The sequence below is a fragment of the Hydrogenobacter sp. T-8 genome (genome assembly GCF_011006175.1).
Lineage (GTDB): Bacteria > Aquificota > Aquificia > Aquificales > Aquificaceae > Pampinifervens > Pampinifervens florentissimum.
This window is the reverse complement of the sequence record NZ_CP048795.1, coordinates 1,537,520-1,551,163: the sequence shown is the minus strand read 5'-3', so window position 1 is coordinate 1,551,163 and position 13,644 is coordinate 1,537,520. Positions and strand designations below refer to the sequence as shown.

General features: G+C 44.5%; 15 protein-coding genes and 1 tRNA gene. 1 reads left to right on the top strand and 15 read right to left on the bottom strand.

What is annotated here, in order from left to right; translation table 11 throughout:
• Positions 1–39 precede the first annotated feature (39 nt).
• From G3M65_RS08950 to G3M65_RS08880, 15 genes are all read right to left on the bottom strand, one after another.
• Positions 40–3,483: a molybdopterin dinucleotide binding domain-containing protein gene (locus G3M65_RS08950; RefSeq protein WP_173834226.1), complete on the bottom strand. Its 3,444-nt coding sequence runs from the start codon at positions 3,481–3,483 to the stop codon at positions 40–42.
• 1 nt (position 3,484) lies between these two features.
• Positions 3,485–4,609: an NrfD/PsrC family molybdoenzyme membrane anchor subunit gene (gene nrfD, locus G3M65_RS08945; protein WP_173834225.1), complete on the bottom strand. Its 1,125-nt coding sequence runs from the start codon at positions 4,607–4,609 to the stop codon at positions 3,485–3,487.
• A gap of 11 nt (positions 4,610–4,620) precedes the next feature.
• A complete protein-coding gene (locus tag G3M65_RS08940) occupies positions 4,621–5,463 on the bottom strand; it encodes a 4Fe-4S dicluster domain-containing protein (RefSeq protein WP_173834224.1) in 843 nt (280 codons plus the stop codon).
• 158 nt (positions 5,464–5,621) lie between these two features.
• Positions 5,622–6,155 carry a molecular chaperone TorD family protein gene (locus G3M65_RS08935; RefSeq protein WP_173834223.1) on the bottom strand — a complete coding sequence of 178 codons (534 nt, stop codon included), beginning with the start codon at positions 6,153–6,155 and terminating at the stop codon, positions 5,622–5,624.
• Between the two features lie 21 nt (positions 6,156–6,176).
• Positions 6,177–6,248 (bottom strand) — tRNA-Ala (locus G3M65_RS08930).
• Between the two features lie 12 nt (positions 6,249–6,260).
• On the bottom strand, positions 6,261–8,270 hold the full coding sequence (locus tag G3M65_RS08925) for a primosomal protein N' (RefSeq protein WP_173834222.1): 2,010 nt from the start codon (positions 8,268–8,270) through the stop codon (positions 6,261–6,263).
• Positions 8,267–8,761 carry a 6-pyruvoyl trahydropterin synthase family protein gene (locus G3M65_RS08920; protein ID WP_173834221.1) on the bottom strand — a complete coding sequence of 165 codons (495 nt, stop codon included), beginning with the start codon at positions 8,759–8,761 and terminating at the stop codon, positions 8,267–8,269. The genes G3M65_RS08925 and G3M65_RS08920 overlap by 4 nt, the downstream gene beginning before the upstream one ends.
• Positions 8,761–9,000: a sulfurtransferase TusB gene (locus G3M65_RS08915; protein WP_173834220.1), complete on the bottom strand. Its 240-nt coding sequence runs from the start codon at positions 8,998–9,000 to the stop codon at positions 8,761–8,763. Before G3M65_RS08915 ends, G3M65_RS08920 begins: the two co-directional genes overlap by 1 nt.
• Positions 8,994–9,335 (bottom strand): DsrE family protein, encoded by a 342-nt coding sequence (locus G3M65_RS08910; protein ID WP_173834219.1) that lies wholly within the window; start codon positions 9,333–9,335, stop codon positions 8,994–8,996. Before G3M65_RS08910 ends, G3M65_RS08915 begins: the two co-directional genes overlap by 7 nt.
• Before the next feature lies 1 nt (position 9,336).
• Positions 9,337–9,639 (bottom strand): DsrE family protein, encoded by a 303-nt coding sequence (locus G3M65_RS08905; protein ID WP_173834218.1) that lies wholly within the window; start codon positions 9,637–9,639, stop codon positions 9,337–9,339.
• Complete coding sequence (locus tag G3M65_RS08900) at positions 9,636–9,884, bottom strand: sulfurtransferase TusA family protein (RefSeq protein WP_173834217.1); 249 nt, start codon at positions 9,882–9,884, stop codon at positions 9,636–9,638. The genes G3M65_RS08905 and G3M65_RS08900 overlap by 4 nt, the downstream gene beginning before the upstream one ends.
• Positions 9,885–9,911: 27 nt before the next feature.
• The gene (locus G3M65_RS08895; RefSeq protein ID WP_173834712.1) at positions 9,912–11,612 is read right to left on the bottom strand and encodes a GspE/PulE family protein; all 1,701 of its coding nucleotides are present in this window, start codon (positions 11,610–11,612) and stop codon (positions 9,912–9,914) included.
• Positions 11,605–12,405: a 3-methyl-2-oxobutanoate hydroxymethyltransferase gene (gene panB, locus G3M65_RS08890; protein ID WP_173834216.1), complete on the bottom strand. Its 801-nt coding sequence runs from the start codon at positions 12,403–12,405 to the stop codon at positions 11,605–11,607. Before panB ends, G3M65_RS08895 begins: the two co-directional genes overlap by 8 nt.
• 2 nt (positions 12,406–12,407) lie before the next feature.
• Complete coding sequence (locus G3M65_RS08885; RefSeq protein WP_173834215.1) at positions 12,408–12,722, bottom strand: hypothetical protein; 315 nt, start codon at positions 12,720–12,722, stop codon at positions 12,408–12,410.
• 33 nt (positions 12,723–12,755) lie between these two features.
• Positions 12,756–13,169 (bottom strand): NUDIX domain-containing protein, encoded by a 414-nt coding sequence (locus G3M65_RS08880; RefSeq protein ID WP_173834214.1) that lies wholly within the window; start codon positions 13,167–13,169, stop codon positions 12,756–12,758.
• Positions 13,170–13,257: 88 nt separating this feature from the next.
• Here G3M65_RS08880 and G3M65_RS08875 point away from each other — a divergent pair, with 88 nt between their 5' ends.
• Complete coding sequence (locus tag G3M65_RS08875) at positions 13,258–13,557, top strand: DUF2325 domain-containing protein (RefSeq protein ID WP_173834213.1); 300 nt, start codon at positions 13,258–13,260, stop codon at positions 13,555–13,557.
• Positions 13,558–13,644 lie beyond the last annotated feature (87 nt).

Genomic DNA, 13,644 nt, shown 5'->3' with positions numbered 1-13,644 from the left:
GCAAAAACCGCCCCCCTCTTTAACCAAGCTATAGATATGTTATGCTTTAACAACCTTCACATTACCGCTGTAGAAGGCTACACCACCACCAAACCACTCCATCTGCGGATAGACCACCCCAGTAGGTAGTTTTGTCTTAGGATACATGGCTATGTATGGAGCACCTTTGTCTCTCTTGGGGTCTGAAAGTATCCTGTTGCCGTCCGCTATCTTCATAGTTCCATGAAGTGCCTTTATTCTCCACTCTGGGAATTCTTTGAACTTTGCAAGACCCAGTAGAACCTTTTCTGGGTTCTGTATTTCAAGGGGAACTCTATATGTGCCAGAATGACACCAGTGACCGAAGGTTGTGGATATGGCTACTACGCCCTGCCTTATCCTGTTGGTTACATATGCCTTGATCTTATACTCCACCCTTTTACCGTTAACATCAACCGCCCAATCCTCATAACCGGGTGCAAGAACCTTTACATAGTCACCCTGTTTAATGCCGAGCCTTTGAGCGTCAACAGGGTTTATCCAAAGCATGTTTTCGGGTTCAGATTCAAGTGCCCATATGTAGTTTATGGTTCTTGACTGAGTGTGTAAGGCGGGTTTGTAGGTTATGAGTTTTAAAGGATATTCTTGCTCTATCTTGTCTGGGTCAAAGCCCTGATACTGACCTGCTTCCCTCAAAGATACATACCTCGGATGTCCGGGCATGAATTTACCTGTTATAGGGTTGCGTCTTAGTGCAAGCCCCTCAAAATAGAACCTTACTATATTGTCCTTATTAAGTGGGAACTTGTATAGACCCTCGCTAAAGTGATCCTCATAGCCTATGAAAAAGCCCCCTCTTGAAAGCAGGAAGGCAACCTTTGGCCATTCCTCTGGAGAAACCGCATTCTTATACTTGGCTATTGGATAGTTCTTTTCCACGAACTCCACATCTTCCTTCTTGGGGTTTATCTTATATCCCTTTGACTCAAGGTCGTGGACAAGATTTGCTATCTGTTTAAGGTGGTAGTCTTCCGCTCTCATGAGAGGATAGGTTTTGCCCTCATTGGGTCCCATCCCCTTTATAGCCTTTTCTCCCCAGAGGGGAGAGCCAAGCTTTCTGCCTACATCTACAAAGAAGGTCTCAAGTTGCATAGGTCTTCCATCGGGTGTCTTGTCTGTGAGGGGCTCTATTATTGGGTTTCTTATTGCGTTGAAGAAAAAGTAGTGGTAGAGCCCATGCACACCTGTAAGTCCTTCCGCATAGGTAATGTCTGGCACTATGTAGTCCGCAGCAAGATAGGAGGTATCGTCAATAACCGTAGTTATATGTATCCATAAGCCAACCTTCTTTGTATCGTTAAGTATATCTTTGTAATGTAGCTGTGCTGGGTAAGTAAAGAGCGGGTCGGACATATACTGGATAACCGCATAGGGGACACCAGCCTTTTTCTGGTCGTAGGGATAATCATGAGCCATGGAGGGGAACATGCCCGTGCAGTGATACTTGGGACCTATAAACTTAAACCAAGGCATTTTTGCAGGATAGGGGTTTTTACCTTCCATCTTTGCCCTATAGTAGAAGGCGGTCTCTTCGTAGTTTTTCTGAGTTCTATGGAGCTTTAGACCCCATGGCTTTCTTCCCCCACCAAGGTCATACCTACCCTTACCCTTCTCACCAGTTCCCACCTGCCATATCATTCCACCTTTATGTCCTATGTTTCCTATAAGCATGTTTATGGAGTCTATGAGCCACTGTGTAATAGAGCCGTTCATGTGCATCACTGGACCCCTGTAACTAACAACGCAGGCTTTCTTTCCGTAGGATGTAAGTTCATCTGCGGTATCTATTACGTCTTTTGGGTTCACTCCTGCTATCTTACACCAGCCTTCTACGGTTTCTACAGATACAAAGTCCTTTAGAAGTTGTAGGGCGGTGGTTACATAAACTGTAGACCCATCTTTGAGCTTGACCTCTAAGCCCTTCGTCTTCTTGGGATACTTTTCTGCCCTCTTTGGGTCTGTATCCTCTTCATCGTATAGGTTGTTTGGTATCTCTTTAGCTTCCTTGTATTCATCCATAAGGATGTATGCACTTTTTGACTGGGTATTTGCTTTTAAACTGCCCGTCTCTTTGTCTACCACCACAAACTCATCTTCACCACCAAGTCCCAGCTCGGAAGCCCTTAGGAGCTTCCTAAAGTGTGGGCTATCCTTTGGACCAACTACCACAAGATGGCTCGCATTAGAAAAGACAGCTTCACCGTCTTCTTTTGCCGCATTAAGGTTTGGGTTTTCCAAAAATCTCCTGTCAAAGGATTGCTTTTCGAATATGCGTCTTATGATGGCTGAAGCTACCGCACCATCCTCACCGGGTTTTGGCATTATATGTCTGTGAGAATAGGCTACCACTCCATTATGAGCCCTTACGTCTATCCAAACAACCTTTAGGTCTCCATTCCCTCTTCTGTAATGGAATATACTCCATACTGGCACTGCAGGGTTGAAGGATTCTGCGATCTGAGCACCCCAAGCTACTATATAATGGGCGGACTTTATGTCTGGTCCCACGTGTGGTCTATCAAAGGCAAAAATTTGACCTGCCCACTTAGGCCACTGGCAAACGTCCGCGTGTCCAAGAAAGTTATTAGAACCTATAGTTCCATAAAGGAAACGTTCAAGAAACTCACCTCTTCCCTCTGTGACTCTACCACCTACAACTAAGACAAAGTTTGACTTTGGACCAAGGGCTGGCATCTCAGGGTCTATGAGCCTTCTCTTTATGTCTTCGGGGAGCTTCTCCGCTTCCTCTTTTGGTAGCCAGAGTTTGTATATGTTTTCCTCTAAGAACTTTTTCCAGTCTTCAACGGGTTTTCCATGGGTTATAGCGTCTGCCCACTTTTTGAGAAAATCCATGCTAACATGTTTCAGAACCGCTTCTATGACCTCTTCCTCAGACACATAAAGGTCCGCATACATCTTAAAGCCGGGCAGTTTTTCACCCGTTTCTTCTATAACCCCACCGTTCACTACCTCATTTATGAGCTGTTCCCAGCTTATGGGTTTAAACTTTCCTTCTCCACGCTTTCCAGCCCTCTTTAGTGGGGTTACTATCCTATAGGGGTCGTATGTATAGTGGGCTATGGATTGCCCTTTGAGACACATCTTTCCTACATGTTTAAAGCTCTCTTCCAAAGGTGTATCCATGGGAAGAGGTTCCCAGAAGCTGTTTGACGTGCAGTAGGGATTTCCTTCTACCTTGTAGACCATACCATCGTAGACCCTTGCTCTTAATCCGCACCTTGCATTACAACCAAGGCACAGGGAATGAACTACCTTCATCTTCTCCGCGTCAGCCATAGACAGGGGTGCAGCATTGGCGTAGGGTATGGGCTTGAAGGGACCCTTTATTATATCCTTGAGGGCTGAGCTTCCAAAGGCAAGAAAACCTACACCTGTTCCTGCCAAAGCTGCGTTTCTTAGAAAGTCTCTTCTTGTTGCACTCATGTTATGCCACCTCCTCTTTATGTGATGCACTCTTCCATCCTGCTATGGATACAAACAGGAAGAAGAGGAAAAACACTAAGAAATAAAGTGCTATAACCTCCGTTACCCCCTCCCTTCCTATCAGCTTTATATGTGGTTCTACAATGCCCCTATGTCCCTTATCTATCATCTGGGCTGGTATAACCATAGTCCACCTTGCGGCATAAACCGATATAAGTGAAACTATGCTTAGAAGTGATATACCTCCTACGGTGCTATTTAGAGGGGTAAAACCACCTATCAGCACAAAGAGAAGACCAACAAACTCCACAAGGTAAAAGAGCATGTTTGCCTTTATCGCCATAGCTATAAGAGGCCATTCCGCGGTATTCCAATACCATTCAGAAACATACTTTATGAAAAGCACAAAAAGGTCAAAGCCTGCAAAGCTTGCCATGACAAGGGTTGGCACTTTTAGAACCTGAGGGTTCACCTTCTCACCAAGGATAGCCTGCCCTACTATGTAAAGCAGTAAGGTCGCACCAATACCAGAAACCACTGCGGATATTAAAAACACAAGGAGAAGTATAGAGGTTCCCCAAAGGGGCATAGAATGCATGGCGGACATAAGAAAACCCACATAAGCATGGAAAAACATGGCAACTGGTATGCTAACCCCAGCCCAGAATTTTACCTTCTTATCATCCTCTTCAGGTCTAACATCCTTTGCACCAAAGGTTAGAAAACCAGCTATTGAACCCCAAATCCCACCTTCTTTAGCCTTTTGAATAAAATCTCTTCTGAAAAGGAAGTAGCTCTTTAAGAACATCACAAGCAAGAGGATAGTCCAGAGGATGAAGAAGAGGATTATGGGTGAGGAGAAATTAGGATAAAAGGGGACTTTAAAGGCTCTTATGGGTTGGGTGAGGTCAAACATGGGAGCAAGGGGTGCAACGAGCATTAGTGCTATAGCCAAGAAGTGTCCTGCCCTTTCTAACTGCTCTAGTTTTCTTAGACCAAAGAGATAAACAAGGGCGGTTATAACTGTAGAACCCGCAACTATACCAGTGAAGTAGGGGTAGGTTACTATAAGAACACCCCACTCCACTATGTGGTTGGGCAACGTGGGTCCATGAGTTACTATCATGGCTTACCTCCTTATCTTAATTCTCTAAACATGTTGTGTTGCATACGCACGTTGAAAGTGTATACCTTACCGCTTGCAGGGTCTGTCCACACCGCAGGTGGGTGCTGGTTCTCTGTAGAGCTTCCCGTGCCTACGTAGATTCCCTCTATGCCTTCCAACCCTATGTAAAACACTCTTGGCTTTGTGCCTTCTTCTGGCTTTACAACCTGAATGCTGTTTTTCTTTATCAACTCCCATATGGGGTCGTTTGGGTTTGAAAGGTCTCCAAAATTTCTTGCTTTTGTGGGGCATACATCCACACAAGCAGGCTTCAAACCGTTTCTCGTTCTGTGGTCACACCAAGTGCATTTGTTCATCACCATCATTATCGGGTCTATGTATCTCACGCCATAGGGACATGCCTGCTCGCAAAGTCTACAGCCTATGCACCGCTCATATCTCTGAAGCACAAGACCATCGCCCTCGTCCCTGTATGTTGCATGCACAGGACAGACCTTAACACAGGGTGGGTTTTCACAATGGTTGCACAACTTTGGAACATTAAGAACCTTTACCCTTGTTTCACCAGTGTTAGGGTCTGTATACCCTACTTCCCATTTTTCTACCCAGGTATTGAAAACGCCAAGTGGAGTGTTCCTTTCTGCCTTGCAAGCAGCAACACAAGCATCACACCCTATGCACTTGCGCACATCCACCACAAACACAAAGCGATTTTTCCCCTTCTGCTCAGGGAAGTTCCTCTCCGCCCTTGCACTTTCAAGCACCGCACCACCGCAGGTAGCGGCTGCACCAACCACAAGAGCCTTTATAAAACCTCTCCGTGATGCCTGTTTTTCCTTCAGCTCTTGACTCATAATATACCTCCTGAAAAAATCTCTCGTGGCTTGCATACGCAAAAAACATGCCAAAGAGTAACGCGGTTTTAATTATGGAATATCAAGGGTTTCCATTGTGAACCCCATTATGGATGTTCAAATTTTTATCAGGACAACTGCTTAAATTTTTATCACCTTTAGTGAGAGGGTTCTATCCGAAGTTGTTTCATTAGAAAGGCTTTGTGGTCTCTTAAAAAGGAGGTAAGAAAAGAAAGGCAGTCTTTCAGTGCCATTAAGCCTTTGCCCTTAAGGGCATCTTCAAGGTGTCTTAGCCATGATAGCCTGTTATGGATGAACCTATACTGATTTATATAAGCCTTTGTTATATCCTCTTCCACACACAATAGGGCTAAGAACTTAAGCTCTATCCCAATATGGTCAGGCTCATAACCTTCTTCAAGACGATAGCCGAGGTGCTCATAAGACATGATAAGTTGGTTTTTGTCAACCTCTCTGTAATCTCTTTCCAGCAAAGAGACCTCATCAATAAAGTCAAGCTCTGCAGGAAGCCTTCTACTGTTTATATGTTCAAGTATTCTTAGGGCATGCTCCGAGTAGTCAGAAGTTGTCATATTTTCACAGAGTTGGTTTAAATAGTAATAATCCTTTGTGAGAAATAACTCAGAAAAGGTATTGTAAAAAAAGGCTATACCCTTTATACCCTCTTCCATTGAGACTAATTATAAAACAAATGGAGACGAGGGGAGTTGAACCCCCGACCTCCTGCTTGCGATGCAGGCGCTCTCCCACTGAGCTACGTCCCCGTAGATTTAAAATTATAATACTTCCAAACGCATAGGTCTTATGGACCTTAGGAACTTCAAAACCGAGGCAAAGTTTTTAGTGTCTACTTTTACAAGCAACTCCTTTAGGTCTCCCACCCTTCTTTTGCTTACCTCTACAGGAAGGTGGCTAAGGTCTGGCTCCTTTCTTACCTCAAGTCTTATGAGCCTTGTGTAGGGTGGAAGGTTTTCTTCCTTTCTCCTTTCGAGCTCCTCTCTGCAAAAGCCTTCCCAGTCCTTCGCCTTTAAAAACTCCAAAAGGGGGTTGTGGTCTAAGACCGTTTGGACTATGAGCCTTTTCCTACTTATGCTTAGAGCCTTCCACATATAGGAGAAATATTCCTCCGCAGAGTCATACCATGGGACAGAGAGAATATTGTCCGCATGTAGCACAAGCACGTTATCGTAGGTCCTACCGAGCTCTGGCTTTGTTTGAAAGGTTATGTTTTCCCTCAGTCCTACAAGTCTTTCTACCTCTTCCACTGCCTTCTCTATACCAAAGCCAAGTTCTTGAAGCCCCCTTCCACACTCAGGACAGCTTGCCAATCCCTTGTATCCACAAGAAGTGCAAAAGACGGTGCTTTTGTCCTTACTGAGGGTTAAAAAGCTACCACACCTTGGACACTCCACTATATAGCCACAAGCCTTACAGTAGGCGTAGGCATAACCCACCTTGTTTACAAGGACAAGGCTCTCTTCTTTTGTGCCCTCCTTCAAAAGTCTTATTGCGGTATCTGTAAGCACCTCCTCTGGCTTTCTCTTTATTACTGTTACCTCCGCAGAGGGTATAAACACTTCCCTGTGCCAGCCCTCTCTGAGGCACAGGCTAAGGGGTGGCAGTGGACTTGCCACACAAAAGTTAGCACCATAATAGCGAGAAAGCTCAAAGAGAAAGTGTCTTAGGTCCGTCCCATCTTGAAGCCTTGAAGCCCTGTCTCCAAGAACAACCACAAGTCTTAGGTCTTTTATAGGAGATAGCAGAGCTATCCTGCTTCCCAGCACCACAAGACCCTTCTCCTCGTAAACTCTGAACCAGTTTTTCACAAAGTCCTTTTCCCTTTGAAAGGAGCTAAGAAGCACAAGCCTATCGCCAAAAATAGCATACATTTCTTCGTAAAGGCTTCTCAATAACTCAACTTGGTCACAAAAGACAAAGACGGAGTTTCCCATCTCTATATGCAAGGTAAACTCTTCAAAAAGCCTCTCCCTTATATCATGCCAACTACCCATCAATATGCTCTTGCTCCCAAGCGGTCTAAATAGAGGCTTTTTTTCCTGCCTTAGCTTAGCAAAATTTGGGTTTGTGTAGGGTATGACATCTTCTACCTGTGAAATAATGCCTTTCTTTAAAAGAGCCCTTATCTGTGTGGAGCTAAAGCCCTGCTCCTTCAACTCCTCCAAGCTGGCATACCGTCTCTCAAGCAAAAAGTAGACAAGTTTTGACGCTTCCTCTTTGTTTTTCAACCTTTTGAGCCTTTGTAGAGCTTCCTCCAAGGGAACACATAGCCTATAGAACTTCTCCACAAGTTTTGGGCTTTTCCACTCTCTTTTTCTCGTGAGAAACCCAAGCTCCAGAAGGTATTCCACAGGCTTGTTTCCAAAACGCTTTTTTATGCTCTCTTCCTTTACCTTACCCCTTGCTTTTACCCAGCTGAGGATTTCAAGACTGTTTTTATCCAAAAAGGCTATAGGCTTATCAGAAAGGGTTATATACTCCTCCAGCCTCCAATCAAAGGCAGAGGGCAAAAGCTTATACAAAAGATACCAGGGCATAAGTCCGTAATAGCTTGCGGTATCAAGGATAGCCCTTATGTGCTTTTCTGTTGTAAAGGGTTTTGTGTCTGGAAACTCAAGACTTGCCTCCTGACCTTCCTCCGCAAGACCTACCACTATTGCGGTCTTTCCCGAGAATAAGACCCTATAGCCTATGGGACTGTCTTTGTAGGGAAAGTGAGCCTTTACCTTTAGGGTTCTTCCATTAGGTAGAGCCAGCTTTAGGTTCATTCACCGTAGTATTCTGCCTTTGAGGTAGCGGTCTCCCAAAGGACTACCTTTACCACCTTTACGTCTCCCAAAAGACCAACCTCAGAAAGCTTTTTCACTAAAAAGTCATAGAAAAACTTAGCAAGGGCTTCTGCGGTAGGACAAAAATCCACAGGGAATATCTTTAAAGCTCCATATTTCTCCGCAACAGCCTTTAGCTCCTCATACATGGGGTCGTTTACGTCTATTATGAAACTGTGGTCCATGGTGTCTATGAGGTCCTTTAGGGCGTTTTTTACATGATAAAAGTCCATAACCATATCTTGCTCTGAAAGGGTATTAGAGCCTAAGACCACCTCAAGCACATAGCCGTGTCCATGGAGATTTATACATTTGTTTACTGGGACTTCTTTACCTACGGTAAAGTCCGCACCCCTTCCGCAGGTTAAGTTTTGCTTCCAAACCCTATGTCCTGCCTCAAACCTGAAGGTCTTTGATATCTGCCACCTCATTACCAGACTACCACTCTTTCACATTTTACTATAAGCTCCGCTATCTCCTCGTAGCTTTTCGTGAGGTTCTCAGGTATCCTTATGCCCCTTGCCTGAGCATCTTCCTTGCAGGCATACCAGCCCTTTTTTGTGGGAAACCTCAGAACTCCGTCTTGAATTAACACCACTATATCTCCCTCCTCCACAAGGTCAGAGCTAAAGTCTCCAAGTTTTCTTACAAGCCAAAGGGTCTTTACCATATCATAACCGCCTCCGAGCTTGCGATAATGCTCCTTATGTCTTCTATGCTTTTGACCTCAACCTCACAAAGAAGGTCTTCTGGCTTTAGACCCCTCTCTTCAAGGGAGGTATCCTCTACATAAACCTTTACATTGACATAACCCATATTCTCTATAAGCCGGTCAAAGCCCTGAATACCCAAGTCTTCTGGATGCCACCTGCTAAGGGCATACACACCGTCCTTGATAAGTATAAGGCTTACTTCACAGCTTATTCCAAGAGCCATAGCTACCCTTAGGGCTTCGTGGCACTTCCACGAAAAGGGGTCTCCCTTTATCACAAAAGCGACTTTCATTTTAGTTAAAGTTTAACACCTTATCGTATTCCCCTATGAGCCTTGAGAGGTTGTAGGTGGAACTGCTCTCAAAGAAGTCAAGAGGCTTTTCTATACCCCTTTGGTGTGCGGAGTGAGCGCAGTAGAGTAGCCTTGCTCCCATATCTTTTAGCTCTCTCGTTTCGGGTCTTATGGTGTAATAGGCACCGTTTCCAGAGAAGAATATAACAACCTCTCCTCTTTTCATAAGTTCTCTTGTAAGATTGATTATAGTGTTGTAGTCCTTAGCAAAGGGGTTGCTGGTTACTATGATGAGAAACTTCATCTTGCCTTTTTTATTAATATCTCCCAGGTATTCTCTGCAATCTGGTTAACACCAAGCACTTCCTGACCTTCCTCTCTCATGCTCTTGGGAACGCTCTCTGCAGAAGGCTTGTAGTCCACTATAACCCTTAGCACCTGACCCACCTCCATCTGCTCCAGAGCCAGCTTGCTCTTTACAAAAGTAAAGGGGCAGATATCACCTCTTATGTCCAGCTCCCTGTCGTGTTTAATAGCCTTGGTCTCCATGGAGTTTTTAATTATAAAACCCTTGAGCTATTTTGCAAGCACCCTTTCCACCTCAGCAAGGGAAGTTATACCCTTCCTAACCTTAAGTATACCAGCTTCATATAGGGTTCTCATGCCCTTCTTTCTGGCAAGGTCTCTTATGTCTTCTGCGGTGGCACCCTTTACGATGAGCTTTCTCATCTCTTCGTCCACTTCCAGTATCTCATGCACAGCGGTCCTGCCTTTATAGCCAGAGCCGTTGCAGTGTTCACAACCCTTAGGGTTTGCCTTATAGATAACTATGTCCTCATCAGGTGATTTTAGGACACCGAGCCTGTAGAGTGCTTCTCTGGGTGTATCGTCCGGCATCTTACACTTAGGACAGAGCTTTCTCACAAGCCTTTGGGCTACTATGAGTATTACAGAAGAACCTACCAAGAAAGGCTCTATACCCATGTCTACGAGCCTCGTTACAGAAGAGGGTGCGTCGTTGGTGTGCAAAGTAGAAAAGACTAAGTGTCCTGTAAGCGCTGCCTTTATGCCTATCTCCGCAGTTTCTGTGTCCCTTATTTCACCTATGAGTATTATGTCTGGGTCTTGTCTTAGAAAGGCTCTCAAAACACTTGCGAAGGTAAGTCCTATTCTCTCGTTGATTTGCACCTGATTTAGTCCTGGAATAGCTACCTCAACTGGGTCTTCTGCGGTCATTATGTTCACATCGGGACTATTGCGTTCCATGAGAGATGCGTAAAGGGTGGTGGTTTTACCAGACCCTGTGGGTCCAGTAACAAGTATCATACCCCAAGGGGTCCATATGGCTTTTCTAAATTTCTCAAGGTCATCGGGTTCAAAGCCAAGGTCGTCAAGCTTCACATTCAAATACCTCTCCGCTTCCTGAATTCTCATAACAACCTTCTCCCCATAAACCGTTGGGACAGTAGAAAGCCTGAGGTCTATCTTCTTACCTTTAAACCTCGTTCTTATCCTTCCATCCTGAGGCCTTCTTTTTTCTGCTATGTCAAGGTTTGCCATAATCTTGAACCTTGCTACCAAAGAGTCCTTTATCCTTACGGGAAACTCGTGGTATATTCTCAAAACACCGTCCACCCTGTATCTTACCAAGAGCTTTTTTTCCTGAGGCTCTATGTGTATGTCCGAAGCTCCAAGGTTTACCGCTTCCGCTATAAGGAAGTTCGCCAATCTAACGATAGGTCCCTCTCCTGCTTCCGCCATCAGCATCTCGGGGGATAGTTCCATCTCCTCTGCTTCTATTTCTACCTCATCACCCACTTCAAAGCTCTCCACAATTCTGTCTACCGCAGGATACAGCTTGTTAAGCAGGTCTTCTATAGACTTTTTCGTGGAAACAAAGGGTACTATAGTGTTTATCTTTGTCTTGAACCTTAGCTCGTTTATGGCGCTTTGATTAAAAGGGTTTATAGTGAGAACGTAGAGCTTCCCATCCTCGTACTTGACGGGTGCTATGGTATGTTTTCTCAGTAGGCTCTCTGGAAGTTTTTCTTTTAATCCTTCGGGAAGGGCTATATTTTCAATGCTACCTCTCCACAACCTCTGTGGCATATATTTCTGATAAAAATCTATAAGCCTAACATCGTCAATGAAACCAAGCCTTAAAAGCGTGCTTATTATGTCTTCATCTTTCCCTTTCTCTTTCTGAGCCTCTATGGCTTTATCTCCGCTTATGTATCCGAGTTTTACCAAAAGCTCTAAAAGTTTTGCCTCATCCATAGCTTTCTTCCTCTGAAGGGAAAATTCCCTCTTCCACTTCACTTTTGAACTTTTTTAGAGCATTTCTGAAAAGCTCCGCACCCTCAATGTATCTCTTTACAAACTTCGGCTTTATATCCTCCACCAAACCCACAAGGTCATGAAACACCAAGACCTGACCATCGCAGTAAGGTCCTGCACCTATGCCTATGGTTATGGCTCTTGAGCCCTGTGTGAGCTCCTTTGTAAGCCCCTTCGGTATACTTTCAAGCACCACCATAAAGGCTCCTGCCTCTTCCAGTGCTTTAAAGCCCCTTTTGACACGTTCCGCCTCTTCCACTGCCCTTCCCACTACCCTATATCCACCCAGTGCATGCACGCTCTGAGGTGTAAAACCAATATGCCCCACCACTGGTATGCCAATGCTTACGAGCCTGTATACTAACTCCGCCACCTCCTCACCACCTTCTATCTTTACTGCGTTTGCTCCCGTTTCCTTTATAACCCTTCCACAGTTTCTTATGGCTTCCTCAAGGCTTACCTGATAGCTCATAAAGGGCATATCCACGATAACAAAGGTGTTTTTTGCACCCCTTCTGACAGCCTTTGTGTGGTATATCATTTCCTCAAGGCTAACAGGCAGGGTAGTATCTTGTCCCTGGAAGACCATTCCAAGAGAGTCTCCCACAAGTATACAGTCTATACCTACCTGTTCGCAGAGTTTTGCAGATATATAGTCATAGGTAGACACCATAACTATCTTCTTTCCCTCTTGCTTCTTCTTAAAAAGGCTTCTTACCGTTATGCTTTCCATCCTTAGCCTTCTTTCTTCTCTGTAGAGGTTTCTTCTACCTCTTTCAAAAGCTCAAGCAGTTTCTTAATGGTTTCCCTAACACCGTTCATATCTGACAGCTCTCTCATCTCTTTTACCAGCTTTAGAAGATTTTCAAGAAGCTCTTCCTTGTATGGACCATCACCTACCCTTATCTGGTAGGCGGAGGCTGTAATTGGATTAACTATGCTGTTAACTATTTTTCTCGCAGTTAGTCTGTCCTGAGCCTGAGAAAGCTCTTCCAATTCCTTCTGAACTCTTTTGAGTAGGTTTATGCCTATTTCAAACTCCTTGGTCATTTAGCTCCTCCAATGGCGAGTGTTAAGAAAATTTTAACATTTTTTCATGTAGTCTAAAAGTATGCTCTTGTGGTCAAAGACCAATAGGTCAAGGGGCAGGTCTTCAAGTCTGTAAACCCTTACCCTTTTTGCGTCATCTCCAGCCTTTGGTTCACCCTCCGCATCACATACAAAGACTACAGAAACTACATGAAACCTTGGGTCTCTCTTTGAGTCAGAATAGACTCCAAAGAGCCTGTTTATCCTTGCATCAAGACCCGTTTCTTCTTTTATTTCTCTTAACACTGCGGATTCTACGCTTTCTCCCACCTCCACAAAGCCTCCGGGCAGAGCTAAACCCTCTGGAGCGTATAACCTTTCTATAAGCACTAAACCTTTAAATCTTTCACCTTCCCAGAGCCTTAGTATACCATCCACTGCAAGATAGGGAGTTTTTGGTTCTTTCATAGGGAGTATTATAGATGATTTTCGTCATCTTGACTTTTGAGAGGAGGGTCTATAAAATTGATATCAGATTTCAATATAGGAGGTAGCCATGCGGTTGTTAGTTCTTGGAGGACACGACAGGATGAGGGCAAGGGTTAAAGAGCTTTCCAAGAGGTATGGAGTAAACATCAAGTTTATAAACCAAGAAACACAGCAGAACATTGACAGTGCATTGGCGTGTGCGGACTGGGTAATAGTCTTCACTGGTCTTGTGGGGCACAACATGGTTCGGCTTGCCAAAGATTATGCAAAGGATAGGTGCATCTTTTGCCACTCTCATGGTGTGTGCAGTCTGGAGAGGGAGATAAAGAGGCTGGTAAAAAATGAGGGGAGTAGTCTTGATATTTGATTTTAATTTTGGTATTATAATGTGTGAGAGGAGGTGAGCCATGGAATGGGGCAAAGCCTTTTGGCTTTTGGCTTTTGACCTGCTTTT

Coding starts and splice junctions, on each gene's coding strand:
- G3M65_RS08950 (WP_173834226.1), bottom strand. CDS start 3,483: ATGAGTGCAACAAGAAGAGACTTTCTAAGAAACGCAGCTTTGGCAGGA.
- nrfD (WP_173834225.1), bottom strand. CDS start 4,609: ATGATAGTAACTCATGGACCCACGTTGCCCAACCACATAGTGGAGTGG.
- G3M65_RS08940 (WP_173834224.1), bottom strand. CDS start 5,463: ATGAGTCAAGAGCTGAAGGAAAAACAGGCATCACGGAGAGGTTTTATA.
- G3M65_RS08935 (WP_173834223.1), bottom strand. CDS start 6,155: ATGGAAGAGGGTATAAAGGGTATAGCCTTTTTTTACAATACCTTTTCT.
- G3M65_RS08925 (WP_173834222.1), bottom strand. CDS start 8,270: ATGAACCTAAAGCTGGCTCTACCTAATGGAAGAACCCTAAAGGTAAAG.
- G3M65_RS08920 (WP_173834221.1), bottom strand. CDS start 8,761: ATGAGGTGGCAGATATCAAAGACCTTCAGGTTTGAGGCAGGACATAGG.
- G3M65_RS08915 (WP_173834220.1), bottom strand. CDS start 9,000: ATGGTAAAGACCCTTTGGCTTGTAAGAAAACTTGGAGACTTTAGCTCT.
- G3M65_RS08910 (WP_173834219.1), bottom strand. CDS start 9,335: ATGAAAGTCGCTTTTGTGATAAAGGGAGACCCCTTTTCGTGGAAGTGC.
- G3M65_RS08905 (WP_173834218.1), bottom strand. CDS start 9,639: ATGAAGTTTCTCATCATAGTAACCAGCAACCCCTTTGCTAAGGACTAC.
- G3M65_RS08900 (WP_173834217.1), bottom strand. CDS start 9,884: ATGGAGACCAAGGCTATTAAACACGACAGGGAGCTGGACATAAGAGGT.
- G3M65_RS08895 (WP_173834712.1), bottom strand. CDS start 11,612: ATGGATGAGGCAAAACTTTTAGAGCTTTTGGTAAAACTCGGATACATA.
- panB (WP_173834216.1), bottom strand. CDS start 12,405: ATGGAAAGCATAACGGTAAGAAGCCTTTTTAAGAAGAAGCAAGAGGGA.
- G3M65_RS08885 (WP_173834215.1), bottom strand. CDS start 12,722: ATGACCAAGGAGTTTGAAATAGGCATAAACCTACTCAAAAGAGTTCAG.
- G3M65_RS08880 (WP_173834214.1), bottom strand. CDS start 13,169: ATGAAAGAACCAAAAACTCCCTATCTTGCAGTGGATGGTATACTAAGG.
- G3M65_RS08875 (WP_173834213.1), top strand. CDS start 13,258: ATGCGGTTGTTAGTTCTTGGAGGACACGACAGGATGAGGGCAAGGGTT.